We start from the raw sequence: 22,243 nt of genomic DNA, 5'->3' as shown, positions 1-22,243 counted from the left end.
CTGATTCAAGCGACGGCCCAACCCGCCGACGCATCACGCCGGATCGGCTGCAACGCCTCGGCAAACTGGCGCGTGGCCGCTGCCCAGGAATACTGCTCGGCGAATTCGCGCACGCCCCGGCGGTCCAGCTGCAGGGCGGCCAGGCAGGCGGCGCGCAGGTCGTCATCGAGCACGCCACCCTGGCGCGAGGTGCCCACCACATCGATCGGCCCGGTCACCGGCAGCGCGGCCACCGGTGTGCCGCAGGCCATGGCCTCGATCAGCACCAGGCCGAAGGTGTCGGTGCGGCTGGGGAAGACCTTCACATCGGCGCTGCGGTAGACGCCGGCCAGCTGCGGGCCGTCGAGCACGCCGAACCAGCGCACGCCGGGATAGCTGCGCTTGAGGCGTGCCTCTTCCGGGCCGGTGCCGGCCACCCACTTCTCGCCCGGCAGATCGAACCGCAGAAAGGCATCCACGTCCTTCTCGACCGCCAGGCGGCCGACGTACAGGAAGACCGGCCCTTCCTTGCGTTCGAGCTGCGGCGCCTGCGGGTGAAAGACATCGAGGTTGACGCCCCGGCTCCACATTGCCGGCACCGTGAAGCCCTGCGCGCGCAGGTCGTCGGCCATGCTGGGCGTGGGCACCAGCGTGGCGCCGCCGGCGTTGTGGAAGCGCCTCAGCACCGCGTAGCTCCAGTCCACCGGCAGGCGCGTGCGCAGCTGCAGGTATTCCGGGAAGCGGCTGTGATACGCGGTCGTGAAGGGCCAGCCCCGGCGCACCGCCACCGAGCGCGCGGCCCAGCCGAGCGGGCCTTCGGTGGCGATGTGCAGGCCGTCCGGCGCAATTGCATCCAGCCGGCGCGCCATCATGGCCGGCGTCACCAGCGCCAGGCGGATGTCGGGGTAGGTCGGGCAGGGGAAGTTGCGAAACCCGTCCGGCGAGATCACGGCCACTTCATGGCCCAGGGCTTCGAGCTCGCGGCAGGTCATCTTGAGCGTGCGGACCACGCCGTTGACCTGCGGCATCCAGGCGTCGGTGACGATGGCAATCTTCATGGCGTTTTCCTGCGGAGTGCAAACGCCATGAAGATAGGGCGGCTTGATGACACGGGAGAGTCAGCCGCCGATGCCGCGCGCCCGTCAACTCGCCGTGCTGGGAAACGCCTTCCGGAAGGCCTCGATACCGTGCGACAGGCTCTCCACCAGCCCCGGCACGGCGTCGGCCAGGTCGCGGTGCTCGGTCAGCGTGTCCTGGACCGCAGCGGTCAACTCGGGGATGCGGCGGCGGATCTGCGGCGGCGTGAGGCGGCAGGTCCGGCCGAACGACAGCAGCCCGAGCCGTGCGGCAAAGAGCGATTTGTTGCCCTCCAGGGTCAAGGCGAGCGCGTCACCGGGCAGGTAGCAGGTGGTGTTGACGATGTCGAAGGCGGGCGCCAGGGTGGCATCGTCTGCTGCCGGGTCGCTGTAGAGCAGGCCGAAGTTCTTCAGGTGTGCGTCGCCGTTGCCCAGGATGCACGAGATGGCCACCATGTCGAACAGCTGGTGCAGGCTGGGCGTGATGCGGTCCGGGGCGCAGTTGTCCTCGATCACCCGGGCCACGCGTTCGTAGGAGCCGCTGTACTTGCGCTCGGCGTCGAGGGCGCAGAGCACGGCCATGTCCTCGAAGCCCAGCGCCTGACCCGTGTCGGTCCGGTCGAAGCGGCGCATCACGAACAGGCGGGTGTTGTCGGACAGGTAGAACGGCGGGCACGGGATCCCCGCGCGACGCACGGCCTGCATGCAGACGTACTCGTTGATCGCCAGCCCCGGAAACTCGTCCAGCCCGGACTTGACGATCAGGTCGTGTGTGACGGCCGTGGCCCGCGTGGGCGGTGTGGGTGGCGTCGCTTCGGCGCCCGGCTCGGCCCGTTCAGGCACCAGCACCTTGGGTTGCACGCCGCTGACGCCCGAACGCAGCAGGTAGCGCTCCAGCAGCGTGTCGAACAGCCCTTCAGCGCCACGGTAGCGCAGGATGTGCTGCAGCGATTCCCCTGTGCCAGGGGCTGTGGCTGCCGGCGCCTCCCCTTCGCGCGACAGGAAGACCCGGCCGATGGCGGCATCCCCGGGCAGCAGGGCCAGCGTCAGCGCCGGATCGTCCAAGGTGGACTTGGCCAGCAGGTGCTGCAGCCGCTCGCGCAGAAAGCCTTCGGGCTGGTTCATCTGGAAGATCGGAGGCAGCGACGGGCTGATGAAAGCCAGCCTGCGCACCGGCATCGTCAACGACACCGCGCTGCGCACGTCTGCCTGCGCTGCATAGGAAAACTGGTAGTGGCCCGCCTCGCGGGCCAGCGTGCCGGCCAGGCCGGTCGGGGTGGCGACGTGCAGCGCGTTCACGTCGAATGCTCGCGCTGCAGCTCTTCCAGCGTCGGGCGACGTGCGGGCTGCAGGCTCAGGCGCTGACCCAGGGCAGCAGCGATCCGCGCGTAATAGCGGCTGGCCACGCGCTCGTCACCGGCCTCGACCTGGATGACCTTCAGCCGAGGAATGCCCGCTTGTTCGGCCAGGGCGGCCTGGCTCAGCCCCCGTTCGCTGCGCGCTTGGCGTAGCGCCGTGCCTAATTGGATCAGGATGTTCATGTATTGATATTAGAACAATTTATTTTAAAAGTATTGATTTCAATACTTTTAGCCTCCAAGTCAGCGCCCAGGTCAAAGGTCGTTCCGGATGCGGTGGAGCAGCTCATGTCGTCAGCGCACCGATACGATCCACGCTGGGCCGCTTCCGGCCTGCCCCGAGGCTGAACTGATGAACCGCACTGATGAAACCGCATCCGCTTACCTGGAGAAAAGAGCCCTGGCGCTGCTGCTGATGGTGGTGACCCTGGCGCTGGGCTGGGTGCTGCTGCCGTTCTACGGCCCGATCCTGTGGGGGGTGATCATTGCGCTGCTGTTCGAGCCGCTCTACCGCTGGCTGCTGCCCCGGCTGCGCCGGCGGCGCACGCCGGCGGCACTGCTGACGCTGCTGGCCGTGCTGGTGATCGTGATCCTGCCGCTAGCCTTCGTGACGGCCTCGCTGGCGCACGAGGCGGCCGGCGTCTACCAGCGGCTGCAGTCGGGTGAGCTCAACCCGGCGCAGTACTTTCGTGGCGTGTTCGAGGCCCTGCCGTCAAGCCTGACGACGCTGCTCGACCGCTTCGGGCTGATCAACTTCGACGCCCTGCAGCGCCGCCTGATCGCCCTGCTGGCCCAGGGCAGCCAGTTCATCGCCACCCAGGCGCTGAGCATCGGCCAGAACACGTTCGAGTTTGTCGCCAGCCTGTTCATCACGCTCTACCTGGCGTTCTTCCTGATCCGCGACGGCGAGGGCGTGGCGCGCACCCTGCAGCGCGCCATTCCGCTGGCGCCGCCGCACATGCAGGAGCTGCGCGAGAAGTTCGCCACCGTGATCCGCGCCACCGTCAAGGGCAACCTGCTGGTGGCGGTGATCCAGGGGGCGCTCGGGGGGGTGGCGTTCTGGTGGCTCGACGTCGGCGGCGCGCTGCTGTGGGCGGTGCTGATGGCGTTTCTGTCCCTGCTGCCGGCGGTGGGTGCCGGGCTGGTGTGGCTGCCGGTGGCGGCCTATTTCTTCGTCACCGGCGCCGTCTGGCAGGGCGTGGCGCTGGCCGCTTACGGCGTGCTGGTGATCGGGCTGGTCGACAACCTGCTGCGGCCGGTGCTGGTGGGCAAGGACACCCGCATGCCGGACTATGTGGTGATGATCACCACGCTGGGCGGCATGGCGGTCTTCGGCATCAACGGCTTCGTGATCGGGCCGGCGATTGCGGCCATGTTCATGGCCGTGTGGCACATCCACATCACCGAGCGCTCAGGCCCGGCGCAGAAACCGGACCCGAGCTGAGGCGCAGCAAGGGCGCTTTACGGCCGGACCGTGATCTCGTTCTTGACCGACTTCACGCCGCTGACCTTGGCGGCAATGCTCTCGGCGGTGGACTTCTCGGTGCTGCTCTTGGCGAATCCCGACAGCATCACGACGCCGTTGAGGGTCTCGACCTTGATGCTCGACGCGTCGACTTCCTTGTTGTCGATGAAGCGCGCCTTGACCGAGGTGGTGATGGCCGTGTCATCGACATAAGCCCCCATGGTCTCCTGGCCGCGCTGCACGGCGCAGCCGGAGGCGGCCATCAGGGTCAGGGCGATCATGGCGGCGGCAAGGTTCTTGAAGTTGGTTCGGTCGTTTTGCATGTGGATTTCCTGTCGGTGTTGAGTGAGAAAAAGAGCTTGGGTCGGGCGAACCTCATGAATCCCCCCGATGCGTCAACAGTAGGCGCAATGGCGCGCTCGGTCGGTGCGTTGGCGCACCGACCGAGCAGGTCAGACCGCGCCGAAACGAGGCTCCAGCAGCGGAATCACGAAATGGTTGTCGCCTGTCAATTCGGGCCAGAACAGGCGCTCGCCTGGTCGCAGCAGCAGGGTGGTGGCCGGCAAATGCCAGGCGTCTTCTGCGGTGCCGCCTGAGCGGCTGCCCGCGTGCTCGATCGCATCGCGCGCTTCCTGGGCCGTGGCGCGGATCAGCGTGAAGTGCATCGTGCGGCCCTCGCGCCGCAGTGTCAGCGCCGCCTGCGGCCAGTGCGACGGCAGGCAGGGTGTGAAGCACAGCTCCAGCGCCTCCAGCTGCAGGCCGAACATCGACTCGACCGCCGCGCGGTGCAGCCAGGCGGCTGCGCCGGTGTACCAGCTCCAGCCGCCACGGCCCACGTAGGGCGGCTGGCTGTAGACGTCGCCGGCCATCACGTAAGGCTCGATGCCGTAGGCCGCGCCCTGCAGTGCGTCGCTGCTGCGGTGGGCGGGGCTGAGCCAGGTGAAGTCGCGGTAGGTGCGGTCGGCGGCGGCGTCGAATTCGGCGCTGCCGGGCGCGGCCTGCCGGGCCAGCTCGGCCTGCGCCATCAGCGCCCAGACGCCGGCATGGCTGTACTGGCCGCCGTTCTCGCGCACGCCCGGCGGGTAGGCCTGGATGTAGCCCGCGCTCGGGCTGGCGTGCGCCAGCGGCGGGTCGAGCAGGCGGATCAGCCCGGCCTGCGCGTCGATCAGGTGCGTCTCCGCCGCAGCCATGGCCTGCTGCTGCAGGTGGGCGGGGGCCGTGCGCGACAGCACGGCCCAGGCTTGGGCGATCAGGTCGATGCGGGCCTCGGCGTTGGCCTGCGAGCCCAGCGGCTCGCCGTTGTCGAAGAAGGCGCGCTTGAACCACGCGCCGTCCCACGCCGGCCCCAGCAGCGCCTCTTGCCAGCCGCGTGCGGCGCTCTCCCAGCGCAGCGCGCGTTCGTTGTCGCCTCGGGCGTGGGCCAGCGGCGCGAAGTCGGCCACCAGCTTGCACAGGAACCAGCCGAGCCAGACCGATTCGCCGCGCCCCTCGTGGCCGACGCGGTTCATGCCGTCGTTCCAGTCGCCGCTGCCCATCAGCGGCAGGCCGTGGGTGCCCACGCGCAGGCTGCGGTCGAGCGTGCGGGCGGCGTGCTCGTAGACCGACACGGTGATGGCGCTCGGGTGTGGTGTGTCGTAGATGTCTTCGGCGCCTTCCGGAATCACCGCGCCTTCCAGGAAGGGCACCGGCTGATCCAGCAGCGCCAGGTCGCCGGTGGCACGCAGGTAGCGCACGCAGGCCAGCGGCAGCCACAGCAGGTCGTCGGAGAAGTGCGTGCGCACGCCTGCGCCGGTGGGGGCGTGCCACCAGTGCTGCACGTCGCCCTCGGCGAACTGGCGTGCGGCGCAGCGCAGGATCTGCTCGCGCAGCAGGCCGGGCGCGGCCCAGGTCAGGGCCAGCGTGTCCTGCAGCTGATCGCGGAAGCCGGTGGCGCCACCCGCCTGGTAGAAGCCGGCCTTGGCCCACAGCCGGCACGACACGGCCTGGTAGAGCAGCCAGCGGTTGACCAGCGCGTCGAACAGCGGGTCGGGCGTGTGCACGGTGGTGGCGCCCAGCAGCGCGTCCCAGCGCTGGCGCGCGTGGTCGATGCGCTGTTGCGAGGCGACCACCGCCGCCTCGGCCACCAGCTGCCGCGCCGCGCCCGGGCTGGCGGCGTAGCCGAGCAGAAAGACCCGCTCGGCCACCTCGCCTGGCGCCAGGTTGAGCGAGCTGGCCAGCGCCGCGCACGGGTCGAGCCCGTGGCCGCTGCGCGGGTCGAAATGGTCGGGCAGCACCAGGCGGCCGCGGGCGTCGAACAGCTCGCGCCGGTCGCAGGTCCAGTCTTCGGCGGCGCCGCTCTCGTCGGCCAGGCCCAGGAAGGCGGTGCCGTCGCCAAAACCGGCGGCGCGGTCGCGCTGGGTGCACAGCAGCGCGGTGAGTTTCTGGGTGGGCAGGCGCTGGCGGTGCAGCACGGTCTGCACCGTGCTGCGGTCGCTGCGCTGCGCGCCCATCAGCCATTCGGCGATGCCGATCAGGCGCAGCTGCTGTGCGCGCGGACCGTGGTTGACCAGATGAATCCGCACCTGCTTGACGGCTGTGTCGGCGTCCACGCACCAGGTGACGGTGACGGCCACGTCGCCCCGCCGGTGGCTGATGCGGCTGCAGCCCTGGCCGTGGGCAACGTGGTAGTTGACGTCCGCATCGCCCCAGGCCGACGGCGCCACGCTCCAGGCCGCACGGGTGCGGCGGTCCTGCAGCAGGAACCACTCCGAAGGCGGGTCGGCCACGGCGTCGTTCGACCAGGCGGTGAGCTGGTTCATGCGGCTGTTGAGCGCCCAGCTGTAGCCGCCGCCGGCCTCGGTCAGCAGTGCGCCGAAGTCCGGGTTGGCCAGCACGTTGATCCAGGGCCGCACCGGCCGCTGCCGCGCGCTGACCTTGAAGCGGAAGTCACCCGTGACCGCGTCGAAGCGGCCGGTCGGCACCGGTACCTCCACGCGGGTGGCGGGGTTGACGCCCAGGGCGGTGGTCGAGGTCGACAGCCGCTCGTCGAGGGCCTGCTCGTGCAGCGCCTGCCAGGTCTGCAGGTGGTACAGCAGCGGGCGGCCGTCAGCCTGCAGGCGCAGGCGGGCCAGCGCGTGCAGGGTGCTGAGTTCGTCGGCGCTCAAGGCGTCGGCGCGCAGCAGGTGCAACTGGGTCTGCACGGACAGGCCGCTGCTGGTGCGGGTGGCGCAGTCGGCGGCGTGGCGCTCGCCCAGGGCCGAGATCTCGCGCTGCAGCGGCATCTCGTAGGACGCGGCTTCGGTGTTGACCACCACCAGGTCGCACGCGATGCCGCCCCACAGCCACAGGCGCAGTGCCTGTGCCAGCGAGCGCAGCAGGCCCACGCCCTCCATCACGCCCGCGGTGACCAGGATCAGCGGCCGGTCGCCAGAGATGCCCAGGCGCCACAGCAGCCGCCGGTCGCAGACCGGGTCCGCCGACCCGGGCGGGTTGATCTGCACCGCATCCGGCCGGGTCAGGCTCAGGACCAGCGCGGTGGTCAGGCTCTGGATGCCCGCCAGCGGCTCGGCGCCGATGCGCAGGGTACGCAGGCGGATGCCGCTCAGGGTGGCCGACATCAGCGCGGCGCGCTGCACATGGCTGGGCTGGCGGTATTTGTCGATCACCGCGTTCAGCGTGGCGCCGTTGTCGGACGCGGCGGTGGCGAAGGTCAGGCGCACCTTGGCGTGCGGCGCGATGCGCAGCCGCACCGCCAGCGCGCACATCGGGTCCAGCCCGGTCTCGAGCGGCACGCGCGGGCCGTTGCCGTTGATCGGCAGGGCGTCGAACACCGCCTGCGGGCCGCTGACATCGTGGTTGCGGCCGAGCCAGCGCTGCCGGTCGGTCTGCACCCGCAGCGACAGGCGCAGCGGGCGGCTGTCGACCAGGAAATGCGCCGCCAGCAGGCCGCGCTCGCCGGCCAGGCGCGGCTGGCGCTCGAACACCAGCGCCTGTTGCTGGGCCTGCCATTCCGCGCGCACGAACAGGTTGCTGAAGGCGGGATGGGCTTCGTCGGCGCGGGCGTCGGCCAGCGTGGCCTCGAAGGCCGAGACCAGCTCGATCTCCAGCGCGCTGTCGCCCGGGTTGCGAAGCTCGACCTGGCGGAATTCGATGTCGTCCTCGGGACTGACCCAGACGGTGGTGACGGCCTGCAGGTCGGCCCAGGTGGTGTCGAAGCAGACCCGGTCGGAGTGGAAGACGCTCTGGTACTGCGCGGCGGGGTCGGGTGCGGGATGCTGGGTCAGCGAGACCAGCGGCGGCACCCAGGGCCTCAACGGTGGCAGCGCCGTGCCGGCGACCGGACCCAGCCGGCGCAGGTAGAAGAAGCTGCCGTGCGCGTCGCGCAGCGCATCGTCGCGCCAGCGGGTGATGCCGGCGGCGCCCCAGCGGCTCCAGCCGGCGCCGTTGGCGCGCAGCGTGACGCTGTAGCGGCCGTTGCCCAGCAGATGGGTCGGCTGCAGGGCGGTCGCGCCGGGCAGCACCTCGCGCAGCAGGCCGGGTGCGCGCCGGTCGCGCGTCTGCGACGGCCCGCCCGCCGGCGGCGCGAACAGCATCGACACCTCGCGCGGCACGCGCTCGTGCAGCAGCGAGGCCACCGCCTCCAGGTGCGGGTTGGCCATGCCCCAGCGCTGCGCCACGCCGTCCCGCAGCACATTGGCCAGTGCCACGAGGCTCATGCCCTGGTGATGCGCCATGAAGGTGCCCACCGGCACGAACGCCTCGCCGCCGCTTTGCCGTGCCGGGGTGAAGTCGAGCGCCTCGATGAAGCCGTAGCGCTCGCGGGTGGCCAGCGCCTCCAGCGCGTTGAAGTTCAGGCAGGCGCGGTGCGGCGCCAGCTGCGCGGCCAGCGCCGTGGCGTAGGGCGCGATCACCAGTTCGTCGGGTGGCGTGCGCCGCAGCGCCAGGCGCGGCACGCCCTGCGGCGCGTACTGGTAGGCCAGGGTGTGGTCGCGCCCGGCGTGGGCGCATTCCGAAATGCCCCATGGCACGGCCTGGGTCTGCGCAAAGGCGATCTGCTCGGCCAGCGCGGCCAGGCAGGCTTCGCGCAGCACGCTGCCCTGCGGCTCGTCGAGCACCAGCGTGGGCATCAGATACTCGAACATCGAGCCCGACCATGACCGCAGCCCGGCGTGTGGCCCCACGGCATAGAACGGCCGGCCCAGCGAGGCCCAGTGCCGCACCGGCACGTCGCCCTTGGCGATGGCCAGCAGGCTGGTCAGGCGCGACTCGGACGCCAGCAGGTCGTAGAAGCCGGCGTCGAGCTGCTGCTCGGCCACCCGGTAGCCGATGTGAAACAGGTGGCGCTTGGGGTGGTACAGGAAGCTGAAATCGGCCTGCCACGCCAGGCTGCTCGAAGGCCTCGGCCAGGGCGCGCAGGCGCGGTGCCTGGTCGGGTGCCACGGTGGCGGTGCGCGTGTCCTGCGGCGTGGGTTCCGGGCCGGCCAACTGGTTCTTCCACCAGCGCCAGGCAGGCCTGCGCACTCGCCGCCAGCAAATGGCCGCTGAGGTTGCCGCTGTCGACGGTGGACACATACATGGGCAACAGCGGCGCGCAGCGCTGGGTGTCGTACCAGTTGAGGAAGTGGCCGCGGTGGCGGGGCAGGGTCTGCAGGGTGGCCAGGGTGGCTTCCATGCGGCGCAGCAGCTCGGGCGTGCCGATCCAGCCAAACTCACGCGCGCATGCCACGCTCAGCAGGTAGAGGCCGATGTTGGTGGGCGAGGTGCGGTGCGCCACCATGTCGTGCGGCAACACCTGCAGGTTGTCGGGCGGCAGGTGGTTGCTCGTCGGCCACCGACGCAGCGCTCGAACAGCCGCCAGGTGTCGCGCGCCAGCGTCTCCAGGTAGAGCCGGTCGGCGGGCGCGAGCGCCGCGTCGGCTGCGACCGGACCCGGCCGGCTCGCCCACCACGTCCACACCGGCGAGGCCGCCCACAGCGCGCACAGCAGCAAGGCCAGTCCCGGCCATGGCGCACCGGCCAGCCACAGCGCCACGAGCAGCAGCAGGGCCAGCGCCGGCTCGCGCCGGTGGCGGCTCAGCAGCGCCGGCAGGCGGGTCTGCGCGGCGGCCTGCGCGGCGGCGGCGGTGGTCCATTCCAGCAGGTGGCGCCGGCTGACCAGCGTGCGGTAGAGCGCCCGCATCACCGCGTCGGCCGCCCGCAGCGCCTGCTGCTGCAGCTGCGCCAGATGCCACAGCCCGGTCCAGCCGGCGCGGGCCAGGTCGATGCCGGCCTGGCGGAAGAAGTAGCCCAGCGCCAGGTCGGTGCGGCTGGGCACCAGCCCGGCCAGCGCGCCGATCAGCGGCCCGGCCGAGTAGGCCGCCAGCACCACGGCCAGCGCGGCCCAGGGCGAGACCGCGTCCGTGGCCAGCGTCAGCACCAACAGGGCCAACGACAGAGGCGCGACCAGCGAGCGGCGCAGGTTGTCGAGCATCTTCCAGCGCTGCACCCCGCGCAGGGGGCGGCGCAGCGGACCGAGCAGGATGGGCAGCAGCTGCCAGTCGCCGCGCATCCAGCGGTGCAGGCGCGAGGCGGCCACGTCGGCGTGGGACGGTGCCGGCTCGATCAGCGTCACGTCCGACAGCGCGGCGCAGCGCACCAGTGCGCCTTCGAGCAGGTCATGGCTCAGCACCTGGCCCTCGGGCAGGCGGCCTGACAGCACGGCGTGCATCGCCTGCACGTCGAGCAGGCCCTTGCCGCAGAAGGTGCCCTCGCCGAAGAGGTCCTGGTAGACCTCGGAGCTGATGGTGCTGTAGGGGTCGATGCCGGCCTGGCCGGCAAACAGCCAGTAGAAGTGCGATGGGTTGGGCGAGGGGGTGGCGGGCGTGGGGTGTTCCGGGTCGTGCAGCGCCGTCAGCGGCGTGACGATGCGCGGCTGCAGGATGCCGTAGCCGGCCACCACGCTGCGGCCGTCGGCGGCCAGGCGCGGGCGGTTGTCGGGGTGGGCGGTCACGCCGACCAACTCGCGCAGCCGGCCGGGTGGTAGCTGGGTGTCGCTGTCGAGCGTGACGATGTAGCGCGTGTCGGCGGCCCTGCGCGAGAGGTCGCCCAGGTCGAGGAAGGCGGTCGACTGGCCCTCGGCCAGCGCGGCGACCAGCTGTTCGAGCTTGCCGCGCTTGCGCTCCCAGCCGATCCAGCGCTGCTCGCTGGCACTGAACTGCCGCTCGCGGTGCAGCAGCAGAAAGCGCGGCGCCATGCCGGCGGGCAGGGCGCCTCGGGCGGCGTGTCGGGTGTTGAGGGCCTCGATCTGCCGCACGGCCTCGGCCAGCAGGGCGGCGTCGCCGGGCAGCACGGGCGTGTCGGCATCGGCCCAGTCGGTCAGCAGTGCGAACTGGGCTTCCGGCTCGGGGTTGGCCAACTGGTGCAGCTGCAGGCGGTGCGCCAGCGCGCGGGTCGAGGCGCTGTCGGTCAGCATCGCCGGAATCACCACCATCACGCGGTGCGCGGGCGGAATGCCCTGCAGCAGCGCCAGGCGCGGCAGGTGCTGGGGCGCGGCGGATTCACTGATCAGGCGGTTGATGACCGCCACCACCGCCTCGGATGCAGGCCACAGCATCAGCACCGCAGCGGCGATGCCGGGCCCGCCGAGGTTCATCAGGGTGTCTGACAAGTGGGCGCCGCCCGTGCCGTGGCGCAGCAGCCAGGCCACCCCTCCGAGCGTGCCCAGCCCGAGCGCGCCCAGATAGGCCGGCAAGGCCAGCCGCCGCGCCAGCGCCAGGGCGTACAGGCCCAGGTGCAGCAGCGAACGCTCGTCCAGCCCCAGTGCACGCGCCAGCTCTGCCCGGCCGGCGCCGTTGAGCCAGTAGCCGGCCTGCGCGCTGTCCGCCGCGCCGCCGCCGTGCATCAGGCCCAGCAGGGCCTGCGCCACCGCCACTTCGCCGCGCCCACTGCGCCGCGCCCAGCGCTCGATGCCGTGCAGCGTCTGGTCGCGGCTGGCGGTGTCTTCGGCTTCGAACAGCGGTTCGGTCAGCATCAGCTGCATCAGCGGGCTGGTGCGGGCGACGATGTCGGGCCAGTCGGCGTCGCCCACCGCGCGCAGCGAGCGCACGGCGTTGCTCACGCTCAGGTTGTCGGCGGCCTGGTCGGCGCCTTGCTGGGTCTGGGCGGCCGCCAGGTCGGGCAGGGTCTGCTGCACCCAGGCCCGCCAGGCGATGTGGGTGGCGGCGTCGGCGCGGGTGGCGCTGCCGGACCCCCGGTCCTGCAGGCGTTGCGCCATCTGCGCCAGAAAGACGGTGCCGACGCCGCGCTGGTTCAGGGCGTCGAGCAGCGGCTTGAGCGTCGCCAGCGTGCCTCCATTGCACGGCGCCAGGCGGTCGCAGCACAGGTTGGCGGCCTCGCGGGCGGCCTTGTTGGCGGCCACGCGCTCGGCCAGCCGGCGCAGGTTTTCGATCAGCACCACGCGCAGGGTGGTGGGCAGCGCCCAGATCTCGCTCAGGCTGAGTTCGCAGGTCTCCTGGTAGGCGCGCAGGAACTGCACCAGCAGCGCTTCGTCGAACGCGCCATCGGTGTGTGCCACGAACGCCCAGGCCACACCGTAGATGCGCGGCAGGCCGGCCAGCGGCTCGTGCTGCAGCACGGGCAGGTCGCGGAAATAGCTGCGCGGCAGGCCGACGTGGATGGCCTGCAGCTGCGCCTCGATCAGGTGGAAGTTGTCGAGCAGCCACTCGGCGGCCGGACTGACGTCGTAGCCGGTGGCGGCCTGGTGGCCGATGTAGCGGTGCGCCTCGCGCAGCGTGCGGATGTTGCTCTGCAGGCGCGGAAAGAAGCTGGCTGCACCCGCGCCGGTGGTGCGGCGCGACAGCGCGCCCCGGTGCGTCTCGCCCAGGCTGCGGCCGTGTTCGGCAAAGCGTTGCAGGCCGAAGATTTCGGCGCGGATCGGCGCCTGCAGCGGCCCATCCTCCGCGCCCAGGATCTCCAGCAGGGCCGGCGAGGCGTCAGGAATCAGGCTCGGCAGGGCAGATCGAACCATGCCCTACAACACCAGCCAGACGACGCTGCCCGCCAGCGTCACGCCCACCAGCGTCGTCATGAAGTGGGCCACCACGAAGCGCTGCATCGTCTGCGCGCCTGATTGCAAGGCTGCCCGTCGGCTGTTCAGGCGTTTGCACAGCCCGAGGTGATCCCCGAGGTCCATCAACTCCAGCGGCGAGGGCTGGGTGCTGTCGCCAAATGAGGCGGTGCTCCAACTGGGATGTGCAGGGGTTCTGGGGTTCATGGTGCGCTCCGTATGAACAACGGAAGGGCAGAACCGCCGGGGCGTCATCCGCGATCTGCAGCCTTCACGCCGTCATTAAGCGCGCGAAGGCGGCCACTGTCCTTGTCAGAACAGGGGTCCACCTCGCCCTGTCCGGCAGCGGATTCCTGCGGTAGCGCAACACCTGTGCAGATGTGGCCGGTGCTATGGCCTGCGTCGGGCTCGATCAGGTTTCCGAGGCGCCGATCTCCGTCTGCGCCACCGCCTCGACGCTGGCATCCTGCGCCGTGAGCGTCATGAGGATGTCGGCGTACCAGGCGCAATTGAGGCCGAGCGACTCATCCAGCACCAGGTCGCGGCTGCCCATGTCCACGCGCGACGAGTGCACGCCCAGCAGCTTCCACGGCAGCAGCGCGCCGACGCTGGTGTTGCGCATCACCACCGGCGCGCCGCTGGCGCCGCGGTGGGTGCGCGCATCGGTCAGGAAATAGCCCTGGCCCTGGAAGCGGATGCCGAACGACGACGCGATCACCGCCTGCCGCACCACCGGCAGGTGGTGCACCGTGTCGTGGAAGCCGAGCGGAAAACCGACCACCAGCAGCGAGCTGCCCACCTCGACCTCCTGCAGCGAGCGCTGCAGGTGCGCCGGCGTGAAACTGCGCAGCAGCACCGTGGGCGGCAGCGCGGCGCGGTCGAGCTCGATCACCGCCACGTCGATCTCGCCGCCGGCATCACGCCCCTGGCGCCAGACGCTCTTGCCATCTTGGTAGAGCATCACCGACAGCACGCTGGATTGGGTCAGGTTGACCTCGTCGGTGTGCAGGTCGATCTCGATGCGGTTGGGGAAGTGCTTGCTCGGCTTGTCGATCACGACATGCCGGCTCGTCACCAGGAACAGCCGCCCGTCGCGCTCGAAGAAGAAGCCGCTTGCGCCCGTGAGCGCCCGGTCGCCGTCGAAGGTCGATACACGGGTGGTGGTCAGCAGCAGGGATTCGATCATGGGGTGGCTCTTTCGTGCTGCGGATCAGCTGCGGGGATTGAAGCGCGGAAAGGCTTGCGCCAGCGTGGAATAGGCTTCCTTGGCTTCAGGGGTGTCGGCGGGTGGCAGCGCGATGGTGAGCACCGCGTACAGGTTGCCGGCCGGCTCCTGCGGCCGCTGGCCGGGCAGGCCCCGGCCCTTGAGCCGCATCTTGCGCCCGGCCGACGAGCCCGGCGGCACGCTCAGGTGCACCTCGCCCTCGGGAGTTGCCACGGCCACGGTGGCGCCCAGGGCAGCCTCCCACGGCGCGATCAGCAAGTCGGTGTAGAGGTCCTGGTCCTCGACCCGGAACTTCGGGTGCGGCTTGAGGGCGATCTCCAGATACAGGTCGCCCGCCGGCGCGCCGCCCTGGCCCGGGCTGCCCTGACCCGCCAGCCGCAGGCGCTGGCCGGTGCGCACGCCCTTGGGAATCTGCACCTCCAGCTGGCGTTCCTGCAGGGTCTGCGTGCCCAGCGCGTCGACGCCCGGCAGGCGCAGCGTGACGGTGCGGCGCGCGCCGTGAAAGGCGTCTTCCAGGTCGATGTTGATCCTGGTGTGCTGGTCGCTGCCGGCGACGCGGCGGTTGCGCGAGCGGCCGCCGAACAGCGACTCGAAGAAATCGGCGTCGTCCATGCCGTCACCGCGCGCCTGGCGGCCGAACGGGGACGAGAACGGCTGCGAGAACGGCGGGCGGCGGGATTCCTGCTGGCCCATGTCGTCGTAGTGGGCGCGTTGCTCGGGGTCGCTGAGCACCTCGTAGGCGTGCGCGACTTCCTTGAAGCGCGCCTCGGCGTCCGGCTCCTTGCTGACGTCGGGGTGGTATTTGCGCGCCATCTTGCGATAGGCCTGCTTGATTTCATCGGGCGAGGCGGTGCGCTCGACGCCCAGGGTGGAGTAATGATTTTTCAATGCCATAGGGTGAGAGTGTCACTGCCAACCGAAATGCCGGATGTAGAACCGCTTCATCAGGGTCGTCAGGACAGCATAACCAAGCAAGATCGCCGCCAGCCAGGCGAAGTACGCCGCCGGCAGCGCCTGCAGCTTGAAGTAGGCCGCCAGCGGCCCCATCGGCAGCCACAGCCCCACGGCCATGATGGCCAGCGACATCAGGATCAGCGGCGTGGCCGCGCGGCTCTCGATGAAAGGCAGCCTAGGGCTGCGGATCATGTGCACCACCAGCGTCTGCGTCAGCAGGCCGACCACGAACCAGCCGGACTGGAACAGCGCCTGCCGGCCCACCGTGTCGGCGCCGAACACCCACCACATCAGCGCGAAGGTGCTGAGGTCGAACACCGAGCTGATCGGCCCGAAGAACAGCATGAAGCGGCCGATGTCGGCCGGCATCCACTTCAGCGGCTGGGTCACCAGCTCGGGGTCGACGTGGTCGAACGGAATGCCGGTCTGGCTGATGTCGTACAGCAGGTTCTGCACCAGCAACTGCAGCGGCAGCATCGGCAGGAAGGGCAGGAAGGCGCTCGCCACCAGCACGCTCAGCACGTTGCCGAAGTTGCTGCTGGCCGTCATGCGGATGTACTTGAGCATGTTGCAGAAGGTGGTGCGGCCCTCGACCACGCCGTCGTCGAGCACCAGCAGGCTCTTCTCCAGCAGGATGATGTCGGCGGCCTCCTTGGCAATGTCGACCGCGCTGTCGACCGAGATGCCGATGTCGGCTGCCCGCAGCGCCGGCGCGTCGTTGATGCCGTCGCCCATGAAGCCGACCACGTGGCCGTTGGCGCGCAGCGCGTGCACGATGCGCTCCTTGTGCAGCGGCGCGAGCTTGGCGAACAGGTCGTGCTGCTCCACCGCCTGGGCCAGCGCGGCGGCGTCCAGGGCCTCGACCTGCGCGCCCAGCAGCACCGGCTGCGCCAGGCTCAGGCCGACCTGGCGGCAGACGCGCGCCGTCACCAGCTCGTTGTCGCCCGTCAGCACCTTGACGCGGATGCCGTGCGCGGCCAGCGCCTTGAGCGCCGGGGCGGCCGAGTCCTTGGGCGGGTCCAGGAAGGCGATGTAGCCGACCAGGGTCAGCGCGGTCTCGTCGGCCACGGTGTAGGCGCTCTGGCCGGGCGGCAATTCCTTCAGGGCCACCGCCACCACGCGCAGGCCCAGCTCGTTGAGCTCGCGCGTGACCTGCTGCACGCGCAGCAGCATGGCAGCGTTGAGCGCCTCATCCTGCGCACCGGTGCTGCCACCACTGCCTCCATCACTGCCTTGGCTGCGCACGCGGGTGCAGACGGCCAGCACCTCCTCGACCGCGCCCTTGCAGATCAGCTGGTGGCGTTCTTCACCGGCCGTGCCCTTCACGCCCACCACCACCGACATGCGCCGGCGCTCGAAGTCGAACGGAATCTCGTCGATCTTGCGGTAGTCCTGCTTGAGCTGGAGTTCGGTGGCCAGTTCGACGTGCTCTAGCACCGCGTGGTCCAGCAGGTTCTTCAGCCCGGTCTGGTAGTAGCTGTTGAGGAAGGCGAGGTTCAGCACCTCCTCGGACGTGCGGCCCAGCACGTCGGCGTGGCGCGCCAGCGCGATCCGGTCCTGCGTGAGCGTGCCGGTCTTGTCGGTGCACAGCACGTCCATCGCGCCGAAGTTCTGGATCGCGTCCAGCCGCTTGACCACCACCTGCTTGCGCGCGAGCAGGACCGCGCCCTTGGCCAGCGTCGAGGTCACGATCATCGGCAGCATCTCGGGCGTCAGCCCCACCGCCACCGACAGCGCGAACAGGAAGGCCTCCATCCAGTCGCCCTTGGTGTAGCCGTTGACCAGCAGCACGATCGGCACCATCACGCCGGCGAATCGGATCAGCAGCCAGCTCACGCTGTTGACGCCGGCCTGGAAGGCGTTGGGCGCCGGGTCGGTGGCGCCCGCCTGGGCCGCCAGCGTGCCGAAGTAGGTGCGCCCGCCGGTGGCCACCACCAGCGCGGTGGCGGTGCCCGAGACCACGTTGGTGCCCATGAAGACCAGGTTGCGCTGCTCCAGCGGGCTGGCCTCGGCGGGGCTGCCCGGCGCGAGGTGCTGATCGGCAAACTTCTCCACCGGCAGCGACTCGCCCGTCAGGGCCGCCTGCGCGATGAACAGGTCGCGCGCGCCGAGCACGCGGCAATCGGCCGGAATCATGTCGCCCGCCGACAGCACCACCACGTCGCCCGGCACCAGCTGGCGGATCGGGATGTCGCGGTGCGTGGCGTCCGGCGGGCCGGGCTCGCCCTTTTTGCCGCCATCGCGCCGGATCACCGTGGCGGTGTTGCCTACCAGGGCCTTGAGGCCTTCGGCCGCGCGGTGCGAGCGGCCTTCCTGCACGAAGCGGATGGCAGTGCTCAGGGCCACCATCGCGCCGATGACAGTGGTCGCACGCACGTCCGCGCTCAGCCACGACAGCACCGCCAGCACGGTCAGCAGCAGGTTGAACGGGTTCTTGTAGCAGTGCCACAGGTGCAGCCAGGCGGGCAGCGGCGGCTCGTGCGCCACCTCGTTCGGGCCGTGGCGGCGCAGGCGCCGGGCGGCGTCGGGCGCATCCAGGCCGTCGGCGCGGCTGTGAAGGCGGGCCAGCGCCGCAGCGGGCGCGTCGCTGGCGAACTGCAGCAGCTGGCGCGTCAGCGGCGCCGGGGCGGCCGGAGCCGGCCCACGTCCCACCAGCGTGCCCAGCATCGGCCGGCGGCCGAAGTGCCGCAGCGCCCGGCGGCGGTGCAGCACGTGGCTGAACCACTGGGTCAGAAAGTGACTGCGGCGGCGTGTCATCCGGTCACCTGTCCGTCAATCACCTGAATGGTCCGGTCGCAGCGCTCGGCCAGCGCCGGGTTGTGGGTCACGAACAGCACGGTCGTGCCTTGCTCGCGGTTGAAGCGGCGCAGCAGCGCAAACACCTCGTCGGCGCTTCTGGTGTCGAGGTTGCCGGTCGGCTCATCGGCCAGCACCAGGGCCGGGTTCATGGCCAGCGCGCGCGCCACCGCCACGCGCTGCTGCTGGCCGCCGCTCAGGTTGCCCGCCAGGTTGTTCTGCCAGGCGGTCAGGCCGACGCTGGCGATCAGCTCGGCGGCACGCGTGCGCATGGCGGCGTTCGGAAAACCGGCGTCACCGAGCATCGGCATCATGACGTTTTCCAGCGCGCTGAAGGCCGTGATCAGGTGGTGGTACTGGAAGACGAAACCGATGTTGTGGCCACGCAGCCGGGTCAGCGCCCGGTCGTCGAGCCGGGTGGTTTCCTCGCCGCAGATGGCCAGCGTGCCGGCGTTGGGCCGGTCGAGCAGTCCGACCAGATTGAGCAGCGTGCTCTTGCCCGAGCCCGACGGCCCCATCACCGCGCAGAACTCGCCCTGGCGCAGCGTGAGGTCGATGCCGTGCAGCACCTCGGTCTCGATCGGCGTGCCGGCGTTGTAGGCCTTGCGCACGCCGCTCAGCTGGACGACGACCGGGCGCTCGACGGCCGGGACATCCACGACATTCACGACATCACCCACGGATGGCCACCACCGGATCCAGGCGCGCCGCCCGCAGCGCGGGCGCAAAAGCCGACAACAGCCCGGTGAGCGTGGCCAGCAGCAGCGCCAGGCCGAACAGCACCGGATCGAACACGAGCGGAAACAGCGGCGTGCCGTCGGCATTGCGCGCAAACCGCTGCCAGAGCACCAGCGCCAGGGCGCCCACCGCGCAGCCCACCACCGATCCGCCCAGGCCCAGCAGCCCGCCCTGCAGCAGGAACACCCGCAGGATCTGGCCCTGCGAGATGCCCATGGCCCGCAGGATGCCGATCTCGCGCGACTTCTGCACCACCACCACCACCAGCACGCTGGCAATGCCGAACGCCACCGACAGGCCGACGAAGAAGCGGATCGCGGTGTTGGCGGTGGTCTGGGCGCTGATGGCGGCGAAGAATTGCGCGCTCGACTTGATCCAGCTGTCGGCCTGCACGCCGGTGGCGGCGGTGATGCGCTGCGCGACCGCCTCGGCGGTGTAGACGTCGCGCACCGTGACCTCCAGGCTGCTGACGCCGCCGGGCAGGCCCAGCAGGCTTTGCGCGGTGCGCAGCGCCACGAAGGTGTTGCGCGCGTTGGCGCCCTTGTTGCCCAGGTCGAACACGCCCGCCACCGTCAAGGCGCTGACGGCGCCCGCGCCGGCCGCCGTGGTCAGCCGCAGCTTGTCGCCCACGTCCACGCCCAGGTCGGTGGCCAGGTCGGTGCCGATCAGGATGTCGGTGCCGCTCAGCCGGGCGGTGCCGCGCACGATCTTGTCGTTCAGGTCGACGATGCGGTAGTACAGCGCCGGCTCGATCCCGGCCACCGAGATCGCCCGGCTGGCGCTGCCGCGCACCACCAGCGCCGAGCCGCCGGCCACGGGCGACACCACCAGCACCTCGGGCATCGCCCCGATCTGCACGGCCATGGCCTGCCACTGGTCGATCGACTTGATGCGCTGCAGCGGCGGCTGGATGATGGCGCCTTCCACCGCCTGGCCGCCGCCCCGCAACGGCCGAGTGACTTCCTGCGGCGGCAGCAGCTGGATGTGCGCCTGCGCCGACAGCACCCGGCGGATGAAATTGCTCTGCAGCCCGGCCAGCAGCGCCGACATGAACACGATCACGCCGACACCGATGGCCACGCCGACGATGATGAAGCCGGTCTGCAGCCGGCCCTCGCGCAGGAAGCGGATCGCCACGATCCACTCGAAAGGCAGCCAGGGCGCGAACATGGTTTCAGTGCGCCGGGGACGCCGCAGAGGCGTTTTCAGCCCGCACCCGGCTGCCATCGGCCACCGCAGCGGCGTTGGCGGCCAGCACGGTGTCGCCGGCGCTCAGGCCTTCGAGCACCTCGCCGAAGCCGCCGCTGCGCAGGCCCAGGCGCACGGGCCTGCGCCGGGCGTGTTCTTGTTCTACCCGCAGCACCCAGGGCGCAGCGCTGTCCGCATCGCGCACGGCGTTGATCGGCAGCAGCAGCGCCTGCGGGCGCCGCGCCACCTCGATGTCGACCGACACCGTCATGTCCTGCCGCAGCGTGGCGGGCGGCGCGGGCACGTCGAGCTTGACCTCGACCGAGCCAGTCAGCGCATTCACGCCGGGGTTGATGTAGGCCAGTTCGGCCGCGAAGCGCTGCTGCGGATAGGCGTCCGCCGACGCCAGCGCCGACTGGCCGAGCGCCAGCAGGCGCAGGTTCTTTTCGTCGATGGCGACGATCAGCTGCGAGCGCCCGGCCGGCGACAGCGTCATCAGCACCTTGCCGGCCTGCACGACATCGCCCACCTCGACGTTGCGGCCGATCAGCACCCCGCCCACCGGCGCGCTGATGCGGGTGTAGCGGCTGCGTGCGCGGGCCGCTTCGGCGCTGGCCTGGGCCAGGGTCACGGCGGTCTGGGCCAGCACTTCGTCACTGCCGCCGGCGCGGGCGCTGTCGAGCTGTTTCTGGGCGGTGTGCCACTGCGCGTCGGCGAGTTCCACCGCCTTGCGCGATTCGTCCAGCGCCGCCGCGCCGATGAAGCCCTGCGTGAACAGATCCTGGTTGCGCCGCAGCGTCGACTGGGCGTTGTCGAGGTTGGCCCGCGCCTGGCGCAAGCTCTGCTCGGCCACCGGCGCCTGCACTTCGCGCAACTGCCGCAGGCGGCCCTGCGCCTGGGCGATGGCGACGTCGGCCTGGCGCTCGATGGCGCGCGACTCGGCCGAGTCCAGCTCGATCAGCACATCGCCCGCCGCCACTGTCTGGCCCGCCGCGACCGGAATCCGCACCACGGTGCCGGTGATCTGCGCGCCCACATCGACGCGGTGCGGCGTCTCGACATGGCCGCTGGCGACCACCGTCTGCACGAAGTCGCGCTGCATCACCGTCTCCACCGCCACCTGCGGCCCCTGCCACCACCGCAGTCCCAAGAAGCCAAGAAGGCTGGCAGCGACCAGCACGGCCAGCCATTTCCAGCGGTGTTTGAGGATCAAGGGGGGCAGGGGCATGTCGATGAGTGCCGGTGGACGGGTGGTTTTTTCAGGTCAGAAAACCCTGGTTATAGCGGCGCCGGAGGGCTGGCGTCGGTGCGATGGCGCACATAAATTGATCGCCATCAAACCATGCTTCAGCCCTGCTTTAACTCTGCATCAGCGGCATCTGCCGGCGCAGCGCCGCCAGCGTGAACGCCGTCTTGAGGCCCAGCCAGCGCTTGAGCTGATCGTCGGAAGTCCCCGCGTGGATCTGCCGGATCGCGAAGGTGTTGCGCAGCGTCTGCGGGCCCATCTGCTCGTCCTGATAGCCGGTCGCTTCGACAGCGGGCCGCACCACCTCGTAGATTTCGCTGTCGCTCAGCGGCAGGGGCACGGGGTCGCTGTCGTCCTCGGCCACCTGCGGCGCGCGCCGCCGCGTGATGAAGAGCAGTTGCGTGCCGTCACCTTCGCCCAGATGAAACTGGGCTCGCCGCGTGAGCCAGGCGGTGATCGGGGCGATCGCCCAGGCCGGCACGGGCACGCGCCGGCTCGGGATCGGTCCGTGCGCCCGCACCTCGATGCCGGGCACGAGGTCATCGAGCTGGAAATCCGGCAACTCCAGCCGCTGCACTTCTTCGACCGTCATGCCCGTGGCCAGGAACAAGGCCTGCAGCGCCTTGTTGCGCAGGTCGACCCAGTGGCGCTCGGGCTGCGCCAGCACGAGTTCGATATAGGCCTCGGACTGCCCGAGCGTCAGCGACCGCGGCGCGGCGCGCTCCTGGCCGGTGTATTGCTGCAGTCGCATCAATTGCGCGGCCGGGTTGCTGTGCCGCAGGCCCTGCTCGATCAGATGCACAAAGAGGGAATCCAGCCGGTTGAGGTAGCGCCGCACCGTGGTCGGCGCGGCGCCCTTGCCACTGCGCCCGGGCAGGCTGGCCAGAAACGCTTCAAGGTCAGCCGCCTGCGCGTCGATCAGTGTCACGCCGCGCTCGGTGCGCCACCAGTCCGCCACGGCACCGACCATGGCAACGTACTGCTCGACGGAGTGCTGCGCGTACTCGGTGCGCCTCGGCTGCGAGGCCAGCCACTGCTGAAAGGCTTCGCGCGGCTGTTTTCGCCACGCCAGGGCGGGGTCGCTGTCGCGTGGCGGCGGTGCGATGGGATCGACGTGCATGGAAGCTCCTCCGGATATACGCATTGACAGGTGAATTTACTCCCTTTGTTGACTGCGGTTTCAAGCGCCTTGCTCGG

Annotated in this window: 16 protein-coding genes; 1 reads left to right on the top strand and 15 read right to left on the bottom strand. The window is 70.5% G+C overall.

From position 1 onward, the window contains the following. Window positions 1-5: 5 nt before the first annotated feature. From AC5IG3_RS13570 to AC5IG3_RS13560, 3 genes are all read right to left on the bottom strand, one after another. On the bottom strand, window positions 6-1,037 hold the full coding sequence (locus AC5IG3_RS13570; RefSeq protein ID WP_491906833.1) for a glycosyltransferase family 4 protein: 1,032 nt from the start codon (window positions 1,035-1,037) through the stop codon (window positions 6-8). Window positions 1,038-1,121: 84 nt separating this feature from the next. Beyond that, window positions 1,122-2,354 (bottom strand): type II toxin-antitoxin system HipA family toxin, encoded by a 1,233-nt coding sequence (locus AC5IG3_RS13565; RefSeq protein ID WP_491906832.1) that lies wholly within the window; start codon window positions 2,352-2,354, stop codon window positions 1,122-1,124. Continuing rightward, window positions 2,351-2,596 (bottom strand): helix-turn-helix transcriptional regulator, encoded by a 246-nt coding sequence (locus AC5IG3_RS13560; RefSeq protein ID WP_491906831.1) that lies wholly within the window; start codon window positions 2,594-2,596, stop codon window positions 2,351-2,353. Before AC5IG3_RS13560 ends, AC5IG3_RS13565 begins: the two co-directional genes overlap by 4 nt. 169 nt (window positions 2,597-2,765) lie before the next feature. Here AC5IG3_RS13560 and AC5IG3_RS13555 point away from each other — a divergent pair, with 169 nt between their 5' ends. Continuing rightward, entirely contained in the window at window positions 2,766-3,857 is a 1,092-nt protein-coding gene (locus AC5IG3_RS13555; protein ID WP_491906830.1) for an AI-2E family transporter, read from the top strand. A 17-nt stretch (window positions 3,858-3,874) separates the two neighbouring features. Here AC5IG3_RS13555 and AC5IG3_RS13550 read toward each other — a convergent pair whose 3' ends face one another. The 12 genes from AC5IG3_RS13550 to AC5IG3_RS13495 all read right to left on the bottom strand — a co-directional run bounded on the left by AC5IG3_RS13550 (window position 3,875) and on the right by AC5IG3_RS13495 (window position 22,166). After that, a complete protein-coding gene (locus AC5IG3_RS13550) occupies window positions 3,875-4,201 on the bottom strand; it encodes a BON domain-containing protein (protein ID WP_491906829.1) in 327 nt (108 codons plus the stop codon). Between the two features lie 129 nt (window positions 4,202-4,330). Next, window positions 4,331-9,172, bottom strand: coding sequence for a glycoside hydrolase family 94 protein (locus AC5IG3_RS13545; protein ID WP_491906828.1), 4,842 nt, complete (start codon window positions 9,170-9,172; stop codon window positions 4,331-4,333). Beyond that, complete coding sequence (locus AC5IG3_RS13540; protein WP_491906827.1) at window positions 9,112-9,648, bottom strand: hypothetical protein; 537 nt, start codon at window positions 9,646-9,648, stop codon at window positions 9,112-9,114. The genes AC5IG3_RS13545 and AC5IG3_RS13540 overlap by 61 nt, the downstream gene beginning before the upstream one ends. Then, window positions 9,585-12,860, bottom strand: coding sequence for a hypothetical protein (locus tag AC5IG3_RS13535; RefSeq protein WP_491906826.1), 3,276 nt, complete (start codon window positions 12,858-12,860; stop codon window positions 9,585-9,587). Before AC5IG3_RS13535 ends, AC5IG3_RS13540 begins: the two co-directional genes overlap by 64 nt. A 3-nt stretch (window positions 12,861-12,863) precedes the next feature. Next, complete coding sequence (locus tag AC5IG3_RS13530) at window positions 12,864-13,106, bottom strand: hypothetical protein (RefSeq protein ID WP_491906825.1); 243 nt, start codon at window positions 13,104-13,106, stop codon at window positions 12,864-12,866. Between the two features lie 205 nt (window positions 13,107-13,311). Next, window positions 13,312-14,085, bottom strand: a complete 774-nt coding sequence (locus AC5IG3_RS13525) for a S1 family peptidase (RefSeq protein WP_491906824.1) — start codon at window positions 14,083-14,085, stop codon at window positions 13,312-13,314. A gap of 24 nt (window positions 14,086-14,109) precedes the next feature. Next, the gene (locus AC5IG3_RS13520; protein ID WP_491906823.1) at window positions 14,110-15,018 is read right to left on the bottom strand and encodes a DnaJ C-terminal domain-containing protein; all 909 of its coding nucleotides are present in this window, start codon (window positions 15,016-15,018) and stop codon (window positions 14,110-14,112) included. 12 nt (window positions 15,019-15,030) lie between these two features. Next, window positions 15,031-17,835, bottom strand: a complete 2,805-nt coding sequence (gene mgtA, locus AC5IG3_RS13515; RefSeq protein ID WP_491906822.1) for a magnesium-translocating P-type ATPase — start codon at window positions 17,833-17,835, stop codon at window positions 15,031-15,033. Beyond that, window positions 17,832-18,542, bottom strand: a complete 711-nt coding sequence (locus AC5IG3_RS13510) for an ABC transporter ATP-binding protein (protein ID WP_491906821.1) — start codon at window positions 18,540-18,542, stop codon at window positions 17,832-17,834. The genes mgtA and AC5IG3_RS13510 overlap by 4 nt, the downstream gene beginning before the upstream one ends. 4 nt (window positions 18,543-18,546) lie before the next feature. Then, window positions 18,547-19,782: an ABC transporter permease gene (locus AC5IG3_RS13505; protein ID WP_491906820.1), complete on the bottom strand. Its 1,236-nt coding sequence runs from the start codon at window positions 19,780-19,782 to the stop codon at window positions 18,547-18,549. A 4-nt stretch (window positions 19,783-19,786) separates the two neighbouring features. Further along, entirely contained in the window at window positions 19,787-21,028 is a 1,242-nt protein-coding gene (locus AC5IG3_RS13500; protein ID WP_491906819.1) for an efflux RND transporter periplasmic adaptor subunit, read from the bottom strand. Between the two features lie 130 nt (window positions 21,029-21,158). Beyond that, the gene (locus AC5IG3_RS13495; RefSeq protein ID WP_491906818.1) at window positions 21,159-22,166 is read right to left on the bottom strand and encodes a tyrosine-type recombinase/integrase; all 1,008 of its coding nucleotides are present in this window, start codon (window positions 22,164-22,166) and stop codon (window positions 21,159-21,161) included. Between the last annotated feature and the right edge of the window lie 77 nt (window positions 22,167-22,243).

It is taken from the genome of Leptothrix sp. (in: b-proteobacteria) (assembly GCF_965250675.1).
Lineage (GTDB): Bacteria > Pseudomonadota > Gammaproteobacteria > Burkholderiales > Burkholderiaceae_C > Sphaerotilus.
This window is presented reverse-complemented; position numbering and strand designations above follow the sequence as displayed.